General features: G+C 58.8%; 16 protein-coding genes. 10 read left to right on the top strand and 6 right to left on the bottom strand.

Translation table 11 applies throughout. The annotated features are described in order from the left end of the window. Nucleotides 1–54 precede the first annotated feature (54 nt). The 3 genes from hflX to ACY692_RS02240 all read right to left on the bottom strand — a co-directional run bounded on the left by hflX (nucleotide 55) and on the right by ACY692_RS02240 (nucleotide 3096). Entirely contained in the window at nucleotides 55–1545 is a 1491-nt protein-coding gene (gene hflX / locus ACY692_RS02250; RefSeq protein ID WP_462323705.1) for a GTPase HflX, read from the bottom strand. A gap of 128 nt (nucleotides 1546–1673) precedes the next feature. Further along, on the bottom strand, nucleotides 1674–2273 hold the full coding sequence (locus ACY692_RS02245) for an IMP cyclohydrolase (protein WP_462323704.1): 600 nt from the start codon (nucleotides 2271–2273) through the stop codon (nucleotides 1674–1676). A 253-nt stretch (nucleotides 2274–2526) separates the two neighbouring features. Next, nucleotides 2527–3096, bottom strand: a complete 570-nt coding sequence (locus ACY692_RS02240; protein WP_462323703.1) for a tetratricopeptide repeat protein — start codon at nucleotides 3094–3096, stop codon at nucleotides 2527–2529. A gap of 386 nt (nucleotides 3097–3482) precedes the next feature. On the opposite strand from ACY692_RS02240, the gene flgB reads away from it, so the two are divergent. From flgB to ACY692_RS02190, 10 genes are all read left to right on the top strand, one after another. After that, a complete protein-coding gene (gene flgB / locus ACY692_RS02235) occupies nucleotides 3483–3893 on the top strand; it encodes a flagellar basal body rod protein FlgB (protein ID WP_462323702.1) in 411 nt (136 codons plus the stop codon). Then, nucleotides 3893–4330 carry a flagellar basal body rod protein FlgC gene (gene flgC / locus ACY692_RS02230; RefSeq protein ID WP_462323701.1) on the top strand — a complete coding sequence of 146 codons (438 nt, stop codon included), beginning with the start codon at nucleotides 3893–3895 and terminating at the stop codon, nucleotides 4328–4330. The genes flgB and flgC overlap by 1 nt, the downstream gene beginning before the upstream one ends. Nucleotides 4331–4342: 12 nt before the next feature. Beyond that, nucleotides 4343–4666: a flagellar hook-basal body complex protein FliE gene (fliE, locus tag ACY692_RS02225; protein ID WP_462323700.1), complete on the top strand. Its 324-nt coding sequence runs from the start codon at nucleotides 4343–4345 to the stop codon at nucleotides 4664–4666. Between the two features lie 58 nt (nucleotides 4667–4724). Further along, nucleotides 4725–6323, top strand: coding sequence for a flagellar basal-body MS-ring/collar protein FliF (gene fliF, locus ACY692_RS02220; protein ID WP_462323699.1), 1599 nt, complete (start codon nucleotides 4725–4727; stop codon nucleotides 6321–6323). 3 nt (nucleotides 6324–6326) lie between these two features. Next, entirely contained in the window at nucleotides 6327–7346 is a 1020-nt protein-coding gene (gene fliG, locus ACY692_RS02215) for a flagellar motor switch protein FliG (protein ID WP_462323698.1), read from the top strand. Beyond that, nucleotides 7333–8049, top strand: a complete 717-nt coding sequence (locus ACY692_RS02210; RefSeq protein WP_462323697.1) for a FliH/SctL family protein — start codon at nucleotides 7333–7335, stop codon at nucleotides 8047–8049. The genes fliG and ACY692_RS02210 overlap by 14 nt, the downstream gene beginning before the upstream one ends. Continuing rightward, entirely contained in the window at nucleotides 8046–9371 is a 1326-nt protein-coding gene (locus ACY692_RS02205) for a FliI/YscN family ATPase (protein ID WP_462323696.1), read from the top strand. Before ACY692_RS02210 ends, ACY692_RS02205 begins: the two co-directional genes overlap by 4 nt. A 105-nt stretch (nucleotides 9372–9476) precedes the next feature. Next, nucleotides 9477–10262 (top strand): hypothetical protein, encoded by a 786-nt coding sequence (locus ACY692_RS02200; RefSeq protein WP_462323695.1) that lies wholly within the window; start codon nucleotides 9477–9479, stop codon nucleotides 10260–10262. A gap of 30 nt (nucleotides 10263–10292) precedes the next feature. Then, a complete protein-coding gene (locus ACY692_RS02195; RefSeq protein WP_462323694.1) occupies nucleotides 10293–10589 on the top strand; it encodes a hypothetical protein in 297 nt (98 codons plus the stop codon). Then, nucleotides 10579–11178 carry a FlgO family outer membrane protein gene (locus tag ACY692_RS02190; protein WP_462323693.1) on the top strand — a complete coding sequence of 200 codons (600 nt, stop codon included), beginning with the start codon at nucleotides 10579–10581 and terminating at the stop codon, nucleotides 11176–11178. The genes ACY692_RS02195 and ACY692_RS02190 overlap by 11 nt, the downstream gene beginning before the upstream one ends. Before the next feature lie 172 nt (nucleotides 11179–11350). On the opposite strand, the gene ACY692_RS02185 is transcribed toward ACY692_RS02190, so the two are convergent. The 3 genes from ACY692_RS02185 to ACY692_RS02175 form a co-directional block, all read right to left on the bottom strand. Next, entirely contained in the window at nucleotides 11351–13141 is a 1791-nt protein-coding gene (locus ACY692_RS02185; protein ID WP_462323692.1) for a GspE/PulE family protein, read from the bottom strand. Between the two features lie 4 nt (nucleotides 13142–13145). Then, a complete protein-coding gene (rfaE2, locus tag ACY692_RS02180) occupies nucleotides 13146–13661 on the bottom strand; it encodes a D-glycero-beta-D-manno-heptose 1-phosphate adenylyltransferase (protein ID WP_462323691.1) in 516 nt (171 codons plus the stop codon). Between the two features lie 153 nt (nucleotides 13662–13814). After that, nucleotides 13815–15065, bottom strand: coding sequence for a hypothetical protein (locus ACY692_RS02175; protein ID WP_462323690.1), 1251 nt, complete (start codon nucleotides 15063–15065; stop codon nucleotides 13815–13817). Nucleotides 15066–15101: the final 36 nt, after the last annotated feature.

Here is a 15101-nt window from a genome sequence, read left to right as displayed (position 1 = left end):
ACCCATCGCCCATTCTGCTCCCATAAAAAAAAGCCCGCTGCAGCGGGCTTTTTTTTATGGGAGCCGGGCGAGGACCGCCCTGACAAGAGGGGCGAGCGAGGGCCGGTGCTTGGCCGATACAAAAATCCCCCCGGGAAAAAGATTTGCAACGCGCTCCCTTGCCGGTCCATCGAGGAGATCCTCCTTGTTCATCACCAGGATTCTGGGGATCTCGTGGACCCCCAGTTCCGTGAGTATGGTTTCCACGGCCGCGACCTGTGTCTCGACTCCGGGATGGCCCGCGTCGGCCACCTGGATCAACAAATCGGCCACTTCCAGTTCCTCGAGGGTGGCCATGAAGGCCTCCTTGAGATCCTCGGGGAGCTTCCGGATAAATCCGACCGTGTCTGTGAGGATGATCTCCCGGTCTTGGGGAAATCTGAGCCGTCTGCTGGTCGGATCAAGGGTGGCAAAGAGCTTGTTCTCGGCCAGAACCCCGCTGTGGGTCAACGTATTCAAAAGGGTGGACTTGCCCGCATTGGTGTACCCCACCAGGGCGACGATGGGCACTCCGGCCCGGGCCCGGTTGGAGCGGGTCGCATGCCGGTGTTTGCGCAGCCGCTTGAGCTCTCCCCTGAGCAGGGAGATGCGGTCCCTGATCTTGCGCCGGTCGAGTTCAAGCTTGGTTTCCCCCGGTCCGCGGCCGCCGATCCCCCCGGCAAGACGGCTCATGGCCCTGCTCCTGCCCACGAGCCTGGGGAGGGTGTATTTGAGCTGGGCCAGCTCCACCTGGAGTTTCCCTGCCTTGGTCACGGCATGCTGGGCAAAGATGTCCAGAATGAGCTGGGTCCGGTCCAGGACCTTGCGTTCGCTCAACCGGGAGAGGTTGCGCATCTGGGTGGGACTGAGTTCGTCCTCGAAAACGAGTACGGAAACATTGTTCTGCAGGGCACGGACCTCGAGCTCTGCCAATTTGCCCTTGCCAAGGATGTGTTTGGGATTGACCCTGCCGACCCGCTGCACGATCCGGCCGGCCACCTCGAGCCCGGCCGTGTGGGCCAGATCCGCGAGTTCATCGAGCCGTGCGTCCTGGTCCTTCCTGGCATCCGTCCCCACGCTGACCAGAAGGGCCGTGCCCTCCCTGGCCGAGGTGTCGATCTGCTGGCCGGTGCGGGCGAGTTCCTCTTCCAGGGATTCCGCCTGTGCGGTAAAATCCACGTCCACCCGGTCCCAGGACAGGGGGGGGTGGACCATATACGGGGTCCCACCCGCGCCGGGCGGGAGCAAGTGGGCCCAATACAACCGACGGGGCATTCCCTGGTCTACGGAAAGGACGGAAAAGGAGTCCAGCCGAAGAAAGACCATGTCCATCAGGTCTTCCTGGGTGACGGCCGTCTCCGCAAACCGGGTAAGCAGAAACCGGACCCCCCGGAGTCTTCCGGAACTGGTCCGGAAGCCGGAGAGTTCGGGGATGAGGATCCGGTCACGCTCCCCGATAACGACCATGACCGGCCGTCCCCTGCGATCGATGACCAGTCCGATCTGCCGGGAAACATCCTCGCTCAAGAGGGCCAATTCCCGGGCCTGTTCCAGGGAATAGCCACCATGGGCCGGAAAACGCCGGTTGTATAGCCGGGACAGCCTCTTTATCTGATTGGGTTTGAGCCCGGTCAGATTCCCCTTGAGCTTGGTCGCTATGGCTCGTTCCTCCCAAGGTATTCCGAGATCATCCGGTCGTACTCGGAAATCATCTTGAAGGTCTTCACGGCCATGGCCTGCCTGAAACCGAGGGAAACCCGCATCCCGTTAGAGGCAAGCTCGTCCCTGAAGGGGGTATAGTCGGCAGTATCGGGCAACACGGTCATGGAATGGAAATTCTTGGCCCCGGCCCGGAGCAGGGTCGGTCCACCAATGTCAATCTGTTCCACAGCGGATTTGGGGTCCATGGCATTGGAAACCGCCTTGGCAAAATCATATAGATTGACGCAGATCAGATCGAAGGGGGCGATCTTTTTCTCCCCAAGCGTGGACAGATGGTCCGGGTTGTCCTTGTCGGCCAGAACCCCGGCGTGGATATGGGGATGCAGGGTCTTGACCCTGCCTCCCAGAATTTCTGGGAATCCGGTCACCTCGCTGACCGCAGTGACAGGCAACCCTTCATCCAGGAGCATCCTCCTCGTCCCCCCCGTGGAAACCAGTTGGACACCGTTATCAACCAGAAAACGGGCCAGCTCCGTAAGCCCGGATTTGTCCGTGACACTGAGAAGGGCCCGCTTGACGGGTAAAAATTCCATATATTCCTCGCTTGTCGGTCAAAGATATTGTGTAACTATCCAGGTGCATCTTCCAAGAATCAGAATTGCGGATTGAAGAAATGTAAGAGATCCCGCCCACACGGCTCAAATTCGGGACAGGACCACTGATCATGCGCGTCTGTGCCAGAATCACCGCCAAGATGCAAGCCGGGCCAAAAACGACAATCCCGCCCCGTATGGCCACGGGGCGGGATTGTCATTCGGATCGATAGTCCGTGGGGCGTATCCGTTCCTATGCGTCACCCTCGAGCTGGTCGAGCATGTCCCGCGCATCCTTGTGGCCGGGTTCGGCCCCGAGGATGGTTTCGAGCTCCGTTCTGGCCCCATCCCGGTTGCCGATGGCCAGAAGACATCCGGCCAAGGAATACCTGACCTCGTGCTTGTTCGGATCGAGGGAAAGGTATGCCCCGAGGAACGGAACCACATCCTGCAACCGCCCATGCGTATGACCGAGCTGGACCAGTCCGAAAACGGCGATCATGTTTTCGGGGTTCTTTTCCAGGGACTGGGCAAAGAGGTCAAAGGCCCGGTCCTTGTCCCCCGTCTCCATCTCTATGAGTCCCATCCCGGCCAGGGCCTTGTCCCCGGGTTCTATCGCCGCGGCCTTCTTGTACATCTCCATGGCCGAGGAGAGTTCTCCCTGCTGCACGGCAATGGTTGCCAGCCCGAGATAGGGATCGGGGTGGACATCATTGTTTTCAGCCGCCTTCTCGTAATAATCCCTGGCCTTATCCAGTTCGCCCATGAACAGATAACATTCCCCAAGTTCCTTGTTGATTTCGTAGTCCAGATGGCTCGCCATTGTTGTCTCCTCCTGATTGCATGTATCCCTTTGGCCCAATTACCTACCGGTCGGACACAGCCCTGACCGGCCTCTAAAACCGCTGCGGCCTCTACGCCGCATCCTGTGCATTGTTGCGACACCGGCATGCACCGCAGGTGCCCATCCGAATGTGTACGCTGCCGATTTTAAAGCATACATTATGCCAACGAGTTTTTTCCCGTCGGACCAACCATCCCCCAACTTTTTTTAACTTATATATCAAATATCTACAAACAATATCCGTTTTTTCGGCATTCTGGAACGAAGGTTGCTTCTCTGCTGGGTACGCCGGGACATCGACCCCGGCACCGAACAGGGTCCAAATAAAAATTTTTAGTAATATAAATAAGTTACAGGAAAAAGCCATGAAGTCACTTTTTGCCACCCACATGAACCTGACGGAAAAGGTCCTCGATCTGCGGCTACAACGTCAAAATCTCGTCGCCTCGAATATCGCCAACATCGACACACCCGGTTACAGGGAACGGCGCATCGAATTCGAGACGGAACTCCAGGATGCCCTGGAGCTCGGAAGGCGGGGGCGCATGGCCAAGACATCACCGGGACACATCCCGAACACCTTCGATCCGGACAAATGCGAGGGAACCTTCCACAAGGATACGGCGGACCAGATCGTCCAGGGCAAGGACAGCGTCGACCTGGACAAGGAGATGTCCGTCATGGCCAAGAACACCTTGCTGTACAACGCCATGGCCACGACACTCAAGAAGGGATTCGAAGGACTTAGAACAACCATCCAGGAGGCGAGCAAGTAATGGATTTCATGACCGCCATCGATATCGGAGCATCCGGGCTCAGTGCCGAACGGACACACCTCAACGTGGTGTCCATGAATCTGGCCAACGCCAAGACCACCAAGGGCCCTGACGGCCTTCCCTACCGTCGCCAGCAGGTCTCCTTCAAGGCGGTCCCGGCCGAACCCTCCTTTGACAAGCAGATGGAAAACGCCCTGAACCGTGAACTGCGGGGCGTGGCCGTGGACTCCATCCAGAGCGATCCCCGGCCCTTCAAAAGGGTTTACGATCCCGGTCACCCGGATGCTGGAGAGGACGGATACGTCAACTATCCGGACATCAACGTGGTCCAGGAAATGGCCTCCATGATGACCATTATGCGCACCTACGAGGCCTGCGCGAATTCGATCTCCACGACCAAGACCATGTTCAACAAGGCCCTCGAACTGGGCAAGTAAAGGAGAACGTCCATGGGTATCAATCCAATGGCCCTCAAGGCCTACACCAATCCTCTGACCAATGGAACCCAGGCGACCGGCAAGGTCCAGAATCCCTTGGCCGGCACGGGAAATGAACAGTCCTTTGCCAATACCATCAAGGACTCCCTGGACAAGGTCAACGAGCTGCAGGGGGACAAGGACACCATGATCAAATCCTTTGCCTCCGGGGAAAAACAGAACGTCCACGAGCTGATGATCTCCCTGCAAAAGGCCGGCATGGCCATGCGCATGACCTCGGCCGTCCGGAACAAGGTTCTCGAGGGGTATAAGGAACTCATGAAAATGCAGTTCTAGTTTGTTCTAGCCCCCTTGAAAAATCCGTCCCCAAACCTCTTCAACCGGATTCATGACTATGCCTCCTTTCGCACAAAAGACATTCTCCACGATCACCTCGTTTTGGTCGGCACGATCCCTTGCCCAACGGATCCTGGTCATCGGACTCTGTGTCAGCGTTCTCGTGGTCTTTTTTCTGCTGCTCTTTTGGTTCAACCAGACCAACTACAAGGTCCTCTATTCCAATCTGTACCAGGAAGACGCCTCACGGGTCGTCGCCTTCCTGGAAAAAGAAAAGGTGGACTACAAGCTCGGGGCCAACGGATCGACCGTCCTTGTACCAGAAAGCCAGGTCTACAATCTCCGCCTCGCCCTTGCCGGGGCCGGTGCCCTGCACGGCCAGGGGGTCGGGTTCGAACTCTTTGATACAACCCAGATCGGGCAGACCGATTTCATCCAGCATATCAACTACCAGCGCGCCCTCCAGGGAGAATTGGCCCGGACCATCACCGAATATCCGGACGTCAATTCGGCCAGGGTCCACCTGGTCATCCCGGACAAAAGCCTGTTCATCGAAGAGCAGGCACCGACCTCCGCGTCGGTGGTCCTCAAGCTCAAATCATCCAACGCCCTTTCCAGACAGCAGATCCAAAGTATCGTCAATCTGGTGACAACGGGTGTCGAGGGCATGACCGACGAACATATCACCGTGTCCACAACCAAGGGACGGGTCCTGTACGAACCCAATTCCGAAGAGGGGATAGGACTGACCAGTACCCAATTCGAGTACCAGCAAACCCTGCAGCGCAACCTGGAACGGCGCATCGAGCAGATGCTCGTGCCCATCGTCGGACCGGGCCGGGTCATCGCCAAGGTATCGGCGGATCTCGACTTCAGCCGGACCAATACCCATGAAGAGATCTACGATCCGGCCAGTTCGGTGGTCCGCAGCGAACAGCGCAGCGAAGAGGAGTCCCGGGGCACCTCCAGGGCCGAACAAGGGGTCCCCGAAGCCGAATATCAGGCGACGGACGATGGGACCGCGGGATCCTCCCAGTCGTCGACACGGACCACATCGACCACGAACTATGAGATCAACAAAGTGGACAAGCACACCGTCTCGTCGTTAGGAGAGATAGACCGCTTGAGTGTGGCCGTCATCGTGGACGGGATCTACACCAAGAACGACCAGGGCGTGTTTGATTACGCGCCGTTGCCCCCGGCCCAGATGGAACGGATCCGCAGTCTCGTGGAAAAGGCCGTCGGCTTCGACACCACTCGGTCGGACACCATCGAGGTTTCCAATATCTCCTTTGGCAAACCCAAGGCCGAGCCCCTGCCGACCATCAGCGACACGGTCTCCACCTACTTCAAGATGATCGGCAAGCCCCTGCTCAACGGTCTCCTGGTCCTCCTCTTCCTCCTCTTGATCGTCCGCCCCGTGATCATGACGATCATAAAGCCCAGGGTTTCCGGAGAAGAGTTGCAGCCCGCAAACGAATTGCCGGAATCGGAAGAACGGATGGCCCTTGCCGATGGGATCGATGACGAGGTCATGCAGGACATCGAAGACCAGACAAAGATCCACGACGCCAAGGCCTATGCATCACAATTGGTGGACGAAAACATGGAACAGGCCGTACTGGTCATCAAGAAATGGATTACAAAGGGAGGTTGATCCGTGGCGGCTCCGAACAACACCGCTTCCTTGAACGGCACCCAAAAGGCGGCCATCCTGCTTCTGGCGCTTGGCAAAAAACTCGCGGCAACGATCTTCAAGCATCTCGAACGCGAAGAGATCACGGCCATCTCCAAGGCCATGGTCGAGATGGACACCATTTCCAAGGAGATGGCCCAGGAAGTCCTCAAGGAATTCAACGAAACCATGATCGTCCAGAAAGACATGCTCGTGGCCGGCCCCAAACAGGTCAAAAAGATGATCACCGAAAACCTGGACGCGGATACGGCCAAATATGTCCTGGATTCCCTTGATCTCGACCTGGGACGGACCCCTTTCAAGGAATTACGCACCGTCAGCCCGAAGATCCTCTCACAGATACTGCGCAACGAGCACCCCCAGACCCTGGCCCTAATCGCCGGGCACCTCCCCTCGGACAATGCGGCGGAATTGATGCAGAATCTTTCTACCGGGGTCCGCTCGGAAGTGATGATGCGCCTGGCCAAACTCGAGGCCGTGCCCGAAGACATGCTCATGGAAGTGGACAAGGTCCTCCAGAACCAGCTCATCGCCATCGGCGGCAAGGAAGGCAAACATGTCGGTGGTGTCCACGCGGTTGCTGAAATACTCAACGCCATCGACCACAGCACCGAAGAAGAGATCCTGACCGAGATCGAAGAGGAATCCTCGAACCTGGCCGACGATATCAGGCAGCTCATGTTCGTTTTCGAAGACTCGACCTCGCTGGACAACCGTGCCATCCGGGAAGTGCTCAAGGAGATCAGCAACGACGAGCTCGGCCTTTCCCTGAAAACAGCGTCCGAAGAACTCAAGACCAAGTTCTTCAGCAATATGTCCGAACGGGCCGCGACCATGATCCAGGAAGACCTGGAGATCATGGGCCCGGTCAAGCTCTCGGATGTTGAATCGGCCCAGCAGAGCATCGTCAAGACCATCCGACGGTTGGAGGCCGAAGGCAGGATCGTGGTCGCGGGCAAGGGAGGAGGAGATGTCCTTGTCTAACAACGACAAGAGTTTCAAGGTGGGTCGCATTTTCATGGGACTCAATGCCAAAGGGGTCGATCCGATGGCCCCTTTGCAGTCCCCCGTGTTTTCCCCCGAAAAGGAGGCCGAGTATATCGAACGGGTTAAGCAAAAAGCCACGGACGCGGCCCGGGAAATCATCGCCGGGGCCATGAACGAGGCCGAGGACGTCAAAAAGCAGGCCTTTTCCGAAGGATATGACCAGGGAATGGCCCAGGCCAACAAGGAGATCGAGGCAACCCGCCAGGATCTCTCCAAGACCCTGGCCTCAGTGGTCGAGAGCTTCGATGCGGAAAAAGCGTCACTCTGGACCTCCCGCCGCGAGGAAATCGTTCTCGTGCTCAAGACGGCCCTGGAAAAAATCCTGGCCACGGAACTGGCCGACAACCGGGGAACGGTCCTGGAACACCTGCTCGACGAGGCCCTGGACCGGATCGACAGCCGGGAGTGTATCACCCTCTCCTGTGCCGCCCAGGACAAACACCTGCTCGAGGACCTTCTCGCACGGGCCCAGGCAAACCGGCCCGATCTTTCCAAATGGATCGTCAAGGAATGCGTTTCGCTGCACCGGGGAGGCATCAAGGTGGAAAGCAGCTACGGCATGGTCGACAATTCCATTGGATCGCGCCATGACCTGGTCAAGGAGATCATCGACCAGATCGCATTGGAGGACGACCAATGACCCTCTCCGCCAAGGCAGGATACCATCTTCTCAGTGACCTGACCCCGGTCCAGTCCTATGGCAAGGTCAACAAGGTGGTCGGTTTGGTGGCCGAGGGGCAGGGCATAAAGGCCCCCCTGGGTTCCATCTGCCAGCTCCTGCCGGACGGACACTCCACCGAGTGCATCAACGCCGAGGTTGTCGGCTTCCGGGAGGGATCGGTCCTGTTCATGCCCTATGACGACATGCGCGGGATCAAACCGGGCAGTCTTATCCGTAACGCTGCCACCCCTCCCCTGTTTCCCGTAGGCAACCGGTATCTCGGACACGCCCTGGACGCCTTTGGGATCCCGCTGGACAGATCAACGACCATCTCCCCGGCCCGGTTCAACCCTTTATACACCACCGCGCCCAACCCCCTGGAGCGCCCCCGGATCACCGATCCCTTGGACGTGGGTGTCCGGGCCATCAATTCCCTGTTGACCCTGGGCAAGGGACAGCGGGTGGGGATCATGGCCGGTTCGGGCGTCGGGAAAAGCACCCTCATGGGCATGGTCGCCCGGTACACCGAGGCGGACGTCAATGTTATCGCACTGATCGGCGAACGCGGTCGCGAGGTTCTTGAATTCATTGAAAAGGACCTCGGTCCCGAGGGCATGGCCAGATCGGTTCTGGTCGTGGCCACATCGGACCAGGGCCCCCTCGTTCGCATGCGCGCGGCCTACGCGGCCACGGCCATGGCCGAATTTTTTCGGGACCAGGGCAAAGACGTCATCCTGATGATGGATTCGGTAACCCGGTTTGCCATGGCCGCTCGAGAGGTCGGCCTGGCCGCCGGAGAGCCCCCGACAACACGGGGATACACGCCCACGGTTTTTTCCCATCTGCCCAAACTCCTCGAACGGGCGGGCAAAAACAAACACGGGTCCATCACCGGCATCTACACCGTCCTGGTCGAAGGGGACGACTTCAACGAGCCCATTGCCGACGCGGTGCGATCCATCCTGGACGGACACATCGTTCTCACCCGTGAATTGGCCGACCAGGGGCACTATCCCTGCATCGACATCCTCAAGAGCGTCAGCCGCCTCAGATCCGATGTCACCCCCCAGGATGTCATTACCACCGGCCAGCACATCATCCGGCACCTGGCCACCTACAACAAGGTCGAGGACATGGTGAACATCGGGGCCTATGCCAAGGGGAGCAACCCGGAAATTGACGCGGCCCTGTCCATGATCCAGCCGATCCGAGCCTTCCTCCAACAAGCCGTCGCCGAACAGGCCGATCTCGCCCAAAGCTTTGCGGCCCTCAAGCAGCTGATCGCCGACCAGCCTTCCTGAACGGGACAAGCTCCCATTCCCACCGTTATTCCGCTGTTTTTTGTCCTGCCGAACCCACGACAACAGTCCCCTCAAGATTTCTCCTCTCTGGCCGATATATCTAGTATGACTTCTCCATTCCGATCCATAACAGAGGGGCCCACGGATACGCGGGGCGCGATGCTCTGTCTTGCCCTCACCATCTTTCTGGTGACCGGGTGCACGCACCAGACCGCCACCTCCACAGCTCCCGCACCACAACGGCAGCGTGGTCCGCTCATGGCCGCCCCGATGCGGGTTTTGCCGGCCCAGCAAGGGAGCGTGAACGGTCAAGACGTGGATATCCATCGTCTCCAGGGGATGTATGCCGGGTATTTCATTCCGGATGACCAGGGTGGACTCGTGTGGGTGGGGTCCGGGGATCTCTTGCGGCTGCCCGATCTCTCCCTGGAGGATGTCCGGGAATTCACCCTCAAAATCAATGGTCTCGCGGACCAACTTCTGTCGGGGTTTGGCGGGTCACCCAAGGACAAAACAACGGGAACGGTCGTCATGGTTTCGCCGTTTGTCCCCCTGGATCCATCCGTCCCGCCATCCTCCCTGGGCCGGTTCATCACCGTCCAGCTCCAGAACGAATGCGCCAAGCGAGGGTTCCTGGCCTTAGAAAAATCTTCCCTGGAGCCAGGCGGAGTACAAGGGGTCCTGCCGTCACACCGCATTGTCGGGACGTATCACCGTGACGCATCCACCCTCACCCTCTCCGGGCAGGTGGTCAGGACACGCACGGGAACCATACTTGCGGGGGGAAAAGAGACCATGGGCCTCACCCCCTTTATCCGGTCCCTGCTCGCCGCCGGTCCGTCGCGGCTTTCGCCCACGCCCATTCCCATCCGATCCCCCCTTGCCCCCTAACACCGGCCGAACCGGCCCAGGAGGCCCCCGATGCGCGTTCTACCACCTGTTCTTACAACACTGCTCTTGGCCGCTCTCTGTCTGAGCGGGGGAGGATGTGCCAAATCCTCCAAGCCATGTGGCGTCCCATTCCACGAGCAGGAATTGTACAATTATTATCTTGGCAAACACTACATGGGGCGGGGACGTCTCGAATTGGCCCGCCAACGGTTCGCCATGGCAAGGGACGCGTCCTCGGACCCCGCCTTCAAGTCCCGCTGCTCCCGGGAAATCAATGTTCTCACCGCGATGATCACAACCAGGAGGCACCCCGACCATGCCCAATAAGCCCTGCTCCGCCCCATTGGCCCTATTCATGCTTCTCCTTCTCATGGCCCCTTCCTCCTGGGCATCCCCGGACCGGCATCCGGTCGAAAGCCTGGGCCAGGATCTCGTCCACCAGCTACGCACCCGTGCCGCCCGCCGGGGCAACGATCTTGGCCGCTCCGAGTTTGTCGTGACCACACCGGCCAATCTGGACAATCTGGACCAGACCTCTCCCCTGGCCCGGTGCGTGGCCGAGGACCTGAGCATGTGGCTCGTCCGGCATGGGTACAGCGTCAAGGAAATCCGCAGGTCCGATGCCATCGTCATGGAGCCCGGTCTGGGGGAAATGGGACTGACCCGCGATCCGGACTCGCTGTACAAGACAACCGCCACAGGAACCCTATTGGTCACGGGTACATATACAGTCGTTAACGACCAGGTTCTCTTCCATATTCGGATCGTGGAGGCAGGCTCGAACAGGGTACTTGCCATGGGACCTCTCAGGCTGACCAGGACGTCGGACACCGATATCCTCTTGACCCATAACGACAAAAGGGGACGAACATCCCTGTTCACCCCCACGGTCAAGACATCCCTGCCTGTGTATTGATGGGCAACGGCAGGCCGACCCATTGGACAATCCATCCGTACCAACCAAAAATCCCGGATTTGGTCCGGGATTTTTTTTGTTCACAGGGAGGATGGCCGCATTTCCGGCATCCTCTCCCGGCCCCGGGGTGGGGGATCCTCCGTCCCGGCCCAGCGCGGTTTACGGCATCTGGTCATATTTTCATCTGGGTCTCCCCGGCTACCCGCAGGACCTCCTCAATGGTCGTTTTTCCGGCCCTGACCTTTTCCATCCCATCCTGAAAAATCCCCTTGATACCCTTGGAACGGATCAATCCGCGCAATCCATCCAGATCCACGCTCGCATCGATTTTTTTGTCCGGACCGGTGCCAAAAGGGACGACCTCAAACAACCCTTCACGTCCCTGGTAGCCGGTATTCCGACAGTATTCGCACCCCACCCCCCGGTAGAGGGTGTCCTCGGGAGCGAAGAGGTCTCCTAGCCCCCAGACAGCCAGATCCTCCCCACGGGGATGCATGGAAGTCTTGCAATGGGGACAGATGGTCCGGACCAACCGTTGGGCCACGATCCCAAGGACCGAAGCGTTCAGCAGATAGGGTTCGATACCCAGATCCCTGAGGCGTGTCAGGGATGAAGCGGCGTCGTTCGTATGGAGGGTCGAAAAAACCAGGTGTCCTGTCAGGGCGGCCTGGATGGCCTCTTCTGCGGTCTCCAGATCACGCATCTCTCCAACCATGACAATATCGGGGTCCTGGCGAAGAATATGGCGGAGCATGGAGCCAAACCCCACCCCGATCCTGTCCTGGATACCGATCTGGTTGAAGTCCTCGACGATCATTTCAATGGGATCTTCAATAGTCACCACATTGACACCGGAGTGGGCCATGGACTTGAGCGTCGAATAGAGCGTGGTCGACTTCCCGCTCCCGGTGGGTCCGGTGACCAGGATCAACCCATGGGTCTTACCGATCAGGGAGCGGTATGCCAAGAGCTGTTCCGTCCCCATGCCCAAGGCATCGAGGGGTTTGAGAATGGTCTCCCCGGCGAGCAGACGCAGGACCATCTTCTCACCAAAGGCCACGGGAATGGTCGAAACCCTGACATCCGTGGGTATCCCCTCAAGCATGAGCTGGACCCGTCCGTCCTGGGGACGCCGTTTTTCAGAGATATCCAATCGACTCATCCCCTTGAGCCGGTTGAGCATGGCCTGGTGGACACTCACGGGCAAACGGTGGATCGGATGGAGAATGCCGTCGATCCGGAACCGGACCAAACAATGGTCCCGTTTCGGCTCGAAATGTATATCGCTGGCCCGCTCACGCAGGGCGGTGGACAGGAGATAGTCGACGGCCTTGACCAAATGACGCCGTGACGCGGGATCGGGACGCCCGGAGATATCCACTCTGGATTCTTGATCGTTCAGGCCCGCTTGTCCCTCGATCTCTTGCTCCGCGGCCCGGACCGAGAGCCGGAATTGGTAGACATCGTCGATCAACCTGCCGACCTGGTCCCTGGTTGCCAGAAATACTCTGTAGGGCAGTGTGGTCACCCGGCCGACGTCTTCCCACAGTTCGGGACGGAAGGGATTGTGCACGACAAGGAACAAGGTCCCGTCCTCGATACGCAGGGGCACGAGCAGATTCCGGCGGGCAAAGCTCCCGGAAACCAGTCCGGTACTCACTTCCAGATCGACCTCAAGGGGATCGATCCTCTTGAATTCCAGGCCCGTCTCGGCAGCAACGGACCGCAGAATATTCTCCTCATCCAGCCGTCGGCCCATGGAGGGTGTGCCGGGGGTTGCCCGGTTCAATCCCAGCCGGACCAAAAAATCGATCCCCTTGGGATCGTTCACATCTATGCCGTTGTCCCGCGCCTTACGGACCACGAACTCGGCCTGGTCCATGCGCAGCTCGCCCTGCTTGGTGAGCAGGGCGAGGAGAAAATGCAACGAGTAGACATGGCGGGGACATCCCTTGGAGAACATGTGGTTACCCCCTGTCCGGATCTTCCGCGTCCGGAAAACACCTTTGGGTGCGGCAGATCCGTTCGATGATCCCGGTCGTGGAATATCCGGGCAGCAAAGGAATGCTGAGAACCAGGCCGTTTTTTCCCTCGACAATCTCCCGCCCCACGATCGTCTCCACGGACCAGTCTCCCCCCTTGACCAGAACATCGGGCATGACCGCCTGGATCAATCGGTAGGGAGTATCCTCGTTAAAAATAACCACATGGTCCACGCAGGCCAGCGCAGCGAGGACCGTGGCCCGGTCCATCTCCTGATTCACGGGCCGTTTGTCCCCCTTGATCCTGCGCACCGAGCCGTCGCTGTTCAGTCCGACCACGAGAAACTCCCCGAGTTCCCTGGCCCGGGCCAGGTAGTCCACATGTCCGGGATGCAGGATGTCAAAGCACCCATTGGTGAAGACCATGCGCTTGCCGGCACGGTCTAAGCGGAGCGCGTGGAGGTCTCCAAAAGGGACTATCTTCTGGGTGAAACAGGTCATGGCGATCCCATATATGCTGTTTATCTGTTGAGCTGTGGGCGCACACGGGGGCCCGCCCCTACAACCGCGAACAATCCCATGCCCTTCATCTTCCGCTCGCAAAGGAAAAGGCCACCCGGTCCAGAGGAACCGGGTGGCCTCGTTGTTCGGCATTTATTGTTCGATATAGGCCTGATTGCCGCTTATGCGCACATTGTCTTCGGGAATATTTAGTCCGAGGCCCTCGAGGGCGTCATAGAGATCCATGAACACAAAATCATCGGGCGAGGTTCCGGGGGGCAGATCAAGGACGAGAACGTTGCCCTCCATGCTTGCGCCAGCCACGCTCGACTCGAGCTGTTTCTTGAGCCTGTACAGGGTTCTCTTTGAGGCCAGTTTCACACTGACCTTACCCGGCTGGGCCGCTCCCCGCTTCTGGCGCTGCAGGGCCATGGAGGCCATGCGGCGGCCTTCCTTTTTGGCATCGTTCATCAAGAGAGATGCCGCCCGGCCGGCCACATCGGCCAATCCGTCACGCAGGGCGATGGACGGGACCTTTTGCGTCAGTGTGGTCGCATACTCCTGGGCGCCCACGGACTTGACCTCGTTGGTCGTCAGATCCAGGAGGGAGATGGACAGCTTGGCCTTCAAGACCCGTTTGACCTGATCAAAGTACAAAGAATCGATACGGTACCGGTAGACAATGCCGTTTTCCGCGGCAAACCGGTCCCGCACCCCCTGCATGAGCTGCTGATCGATGATGAAATCCTCCCGGTCGAAATCAAAATGCACCCCGAGCAGGGGATCGTCCTGGGCCTGCTTGTATCTGCCCATCCCCGGTGTCTGGGCCAACCATTGGAGTTTGAGCCCCTCCTGGTTGGCCTTGCGGGTGATCTCGTCCCGGATGGCCCGCTGGAAATCCGGATAAAAGGTCACGAACGGCCCGAGCCCTCTGAGCTTCTTGACCCCGTCGGACGCCTCGGGGTCCAGGATGAGATCCATGCTCGCCTTGGTCGGGGGTTCTTCCATGATCACGAAGACCACCTTGGCATTCTGACCGGACTGCACGCCCACACCCATTTCCTCCAGACGCCGGTTGATGGCCGCATCATCCAGGGTCACCTTGTAGGTTCCGGTCCCCTTGCCGCCGGAAAAGGAAAACCCCTGCTGGGTCTTGCCCTTGACAAAGGCGGCATGGCTGGAGGCGATGGCGTCCAGACTCTTTTTGTCGATTCCGGGATTGGCCCGGAGCACATAGGAACGAACCGCTTCCTGCCCCGCAAGTTTCTTGACTTTTTTCTTGGCCTTGAACCGGCTGGAGCAGGAGCACTCGACCTCGACCCCTTCGGTGACCAGGGCAAGGGCGGGGCCGGCTACGAGAGAGAACAGGACGACAAGGACAAATAGATTCAGAGAGTGTCGCATGGGTACCTCGGATGATTTTCAGGGATAGAGGATATA

It is taken from the genome of Desulfoplanes sp., assembly GCF_054921335.1.
This window is presented reverse-complemented; position numbering and strand designations above follow the sequence as displayed.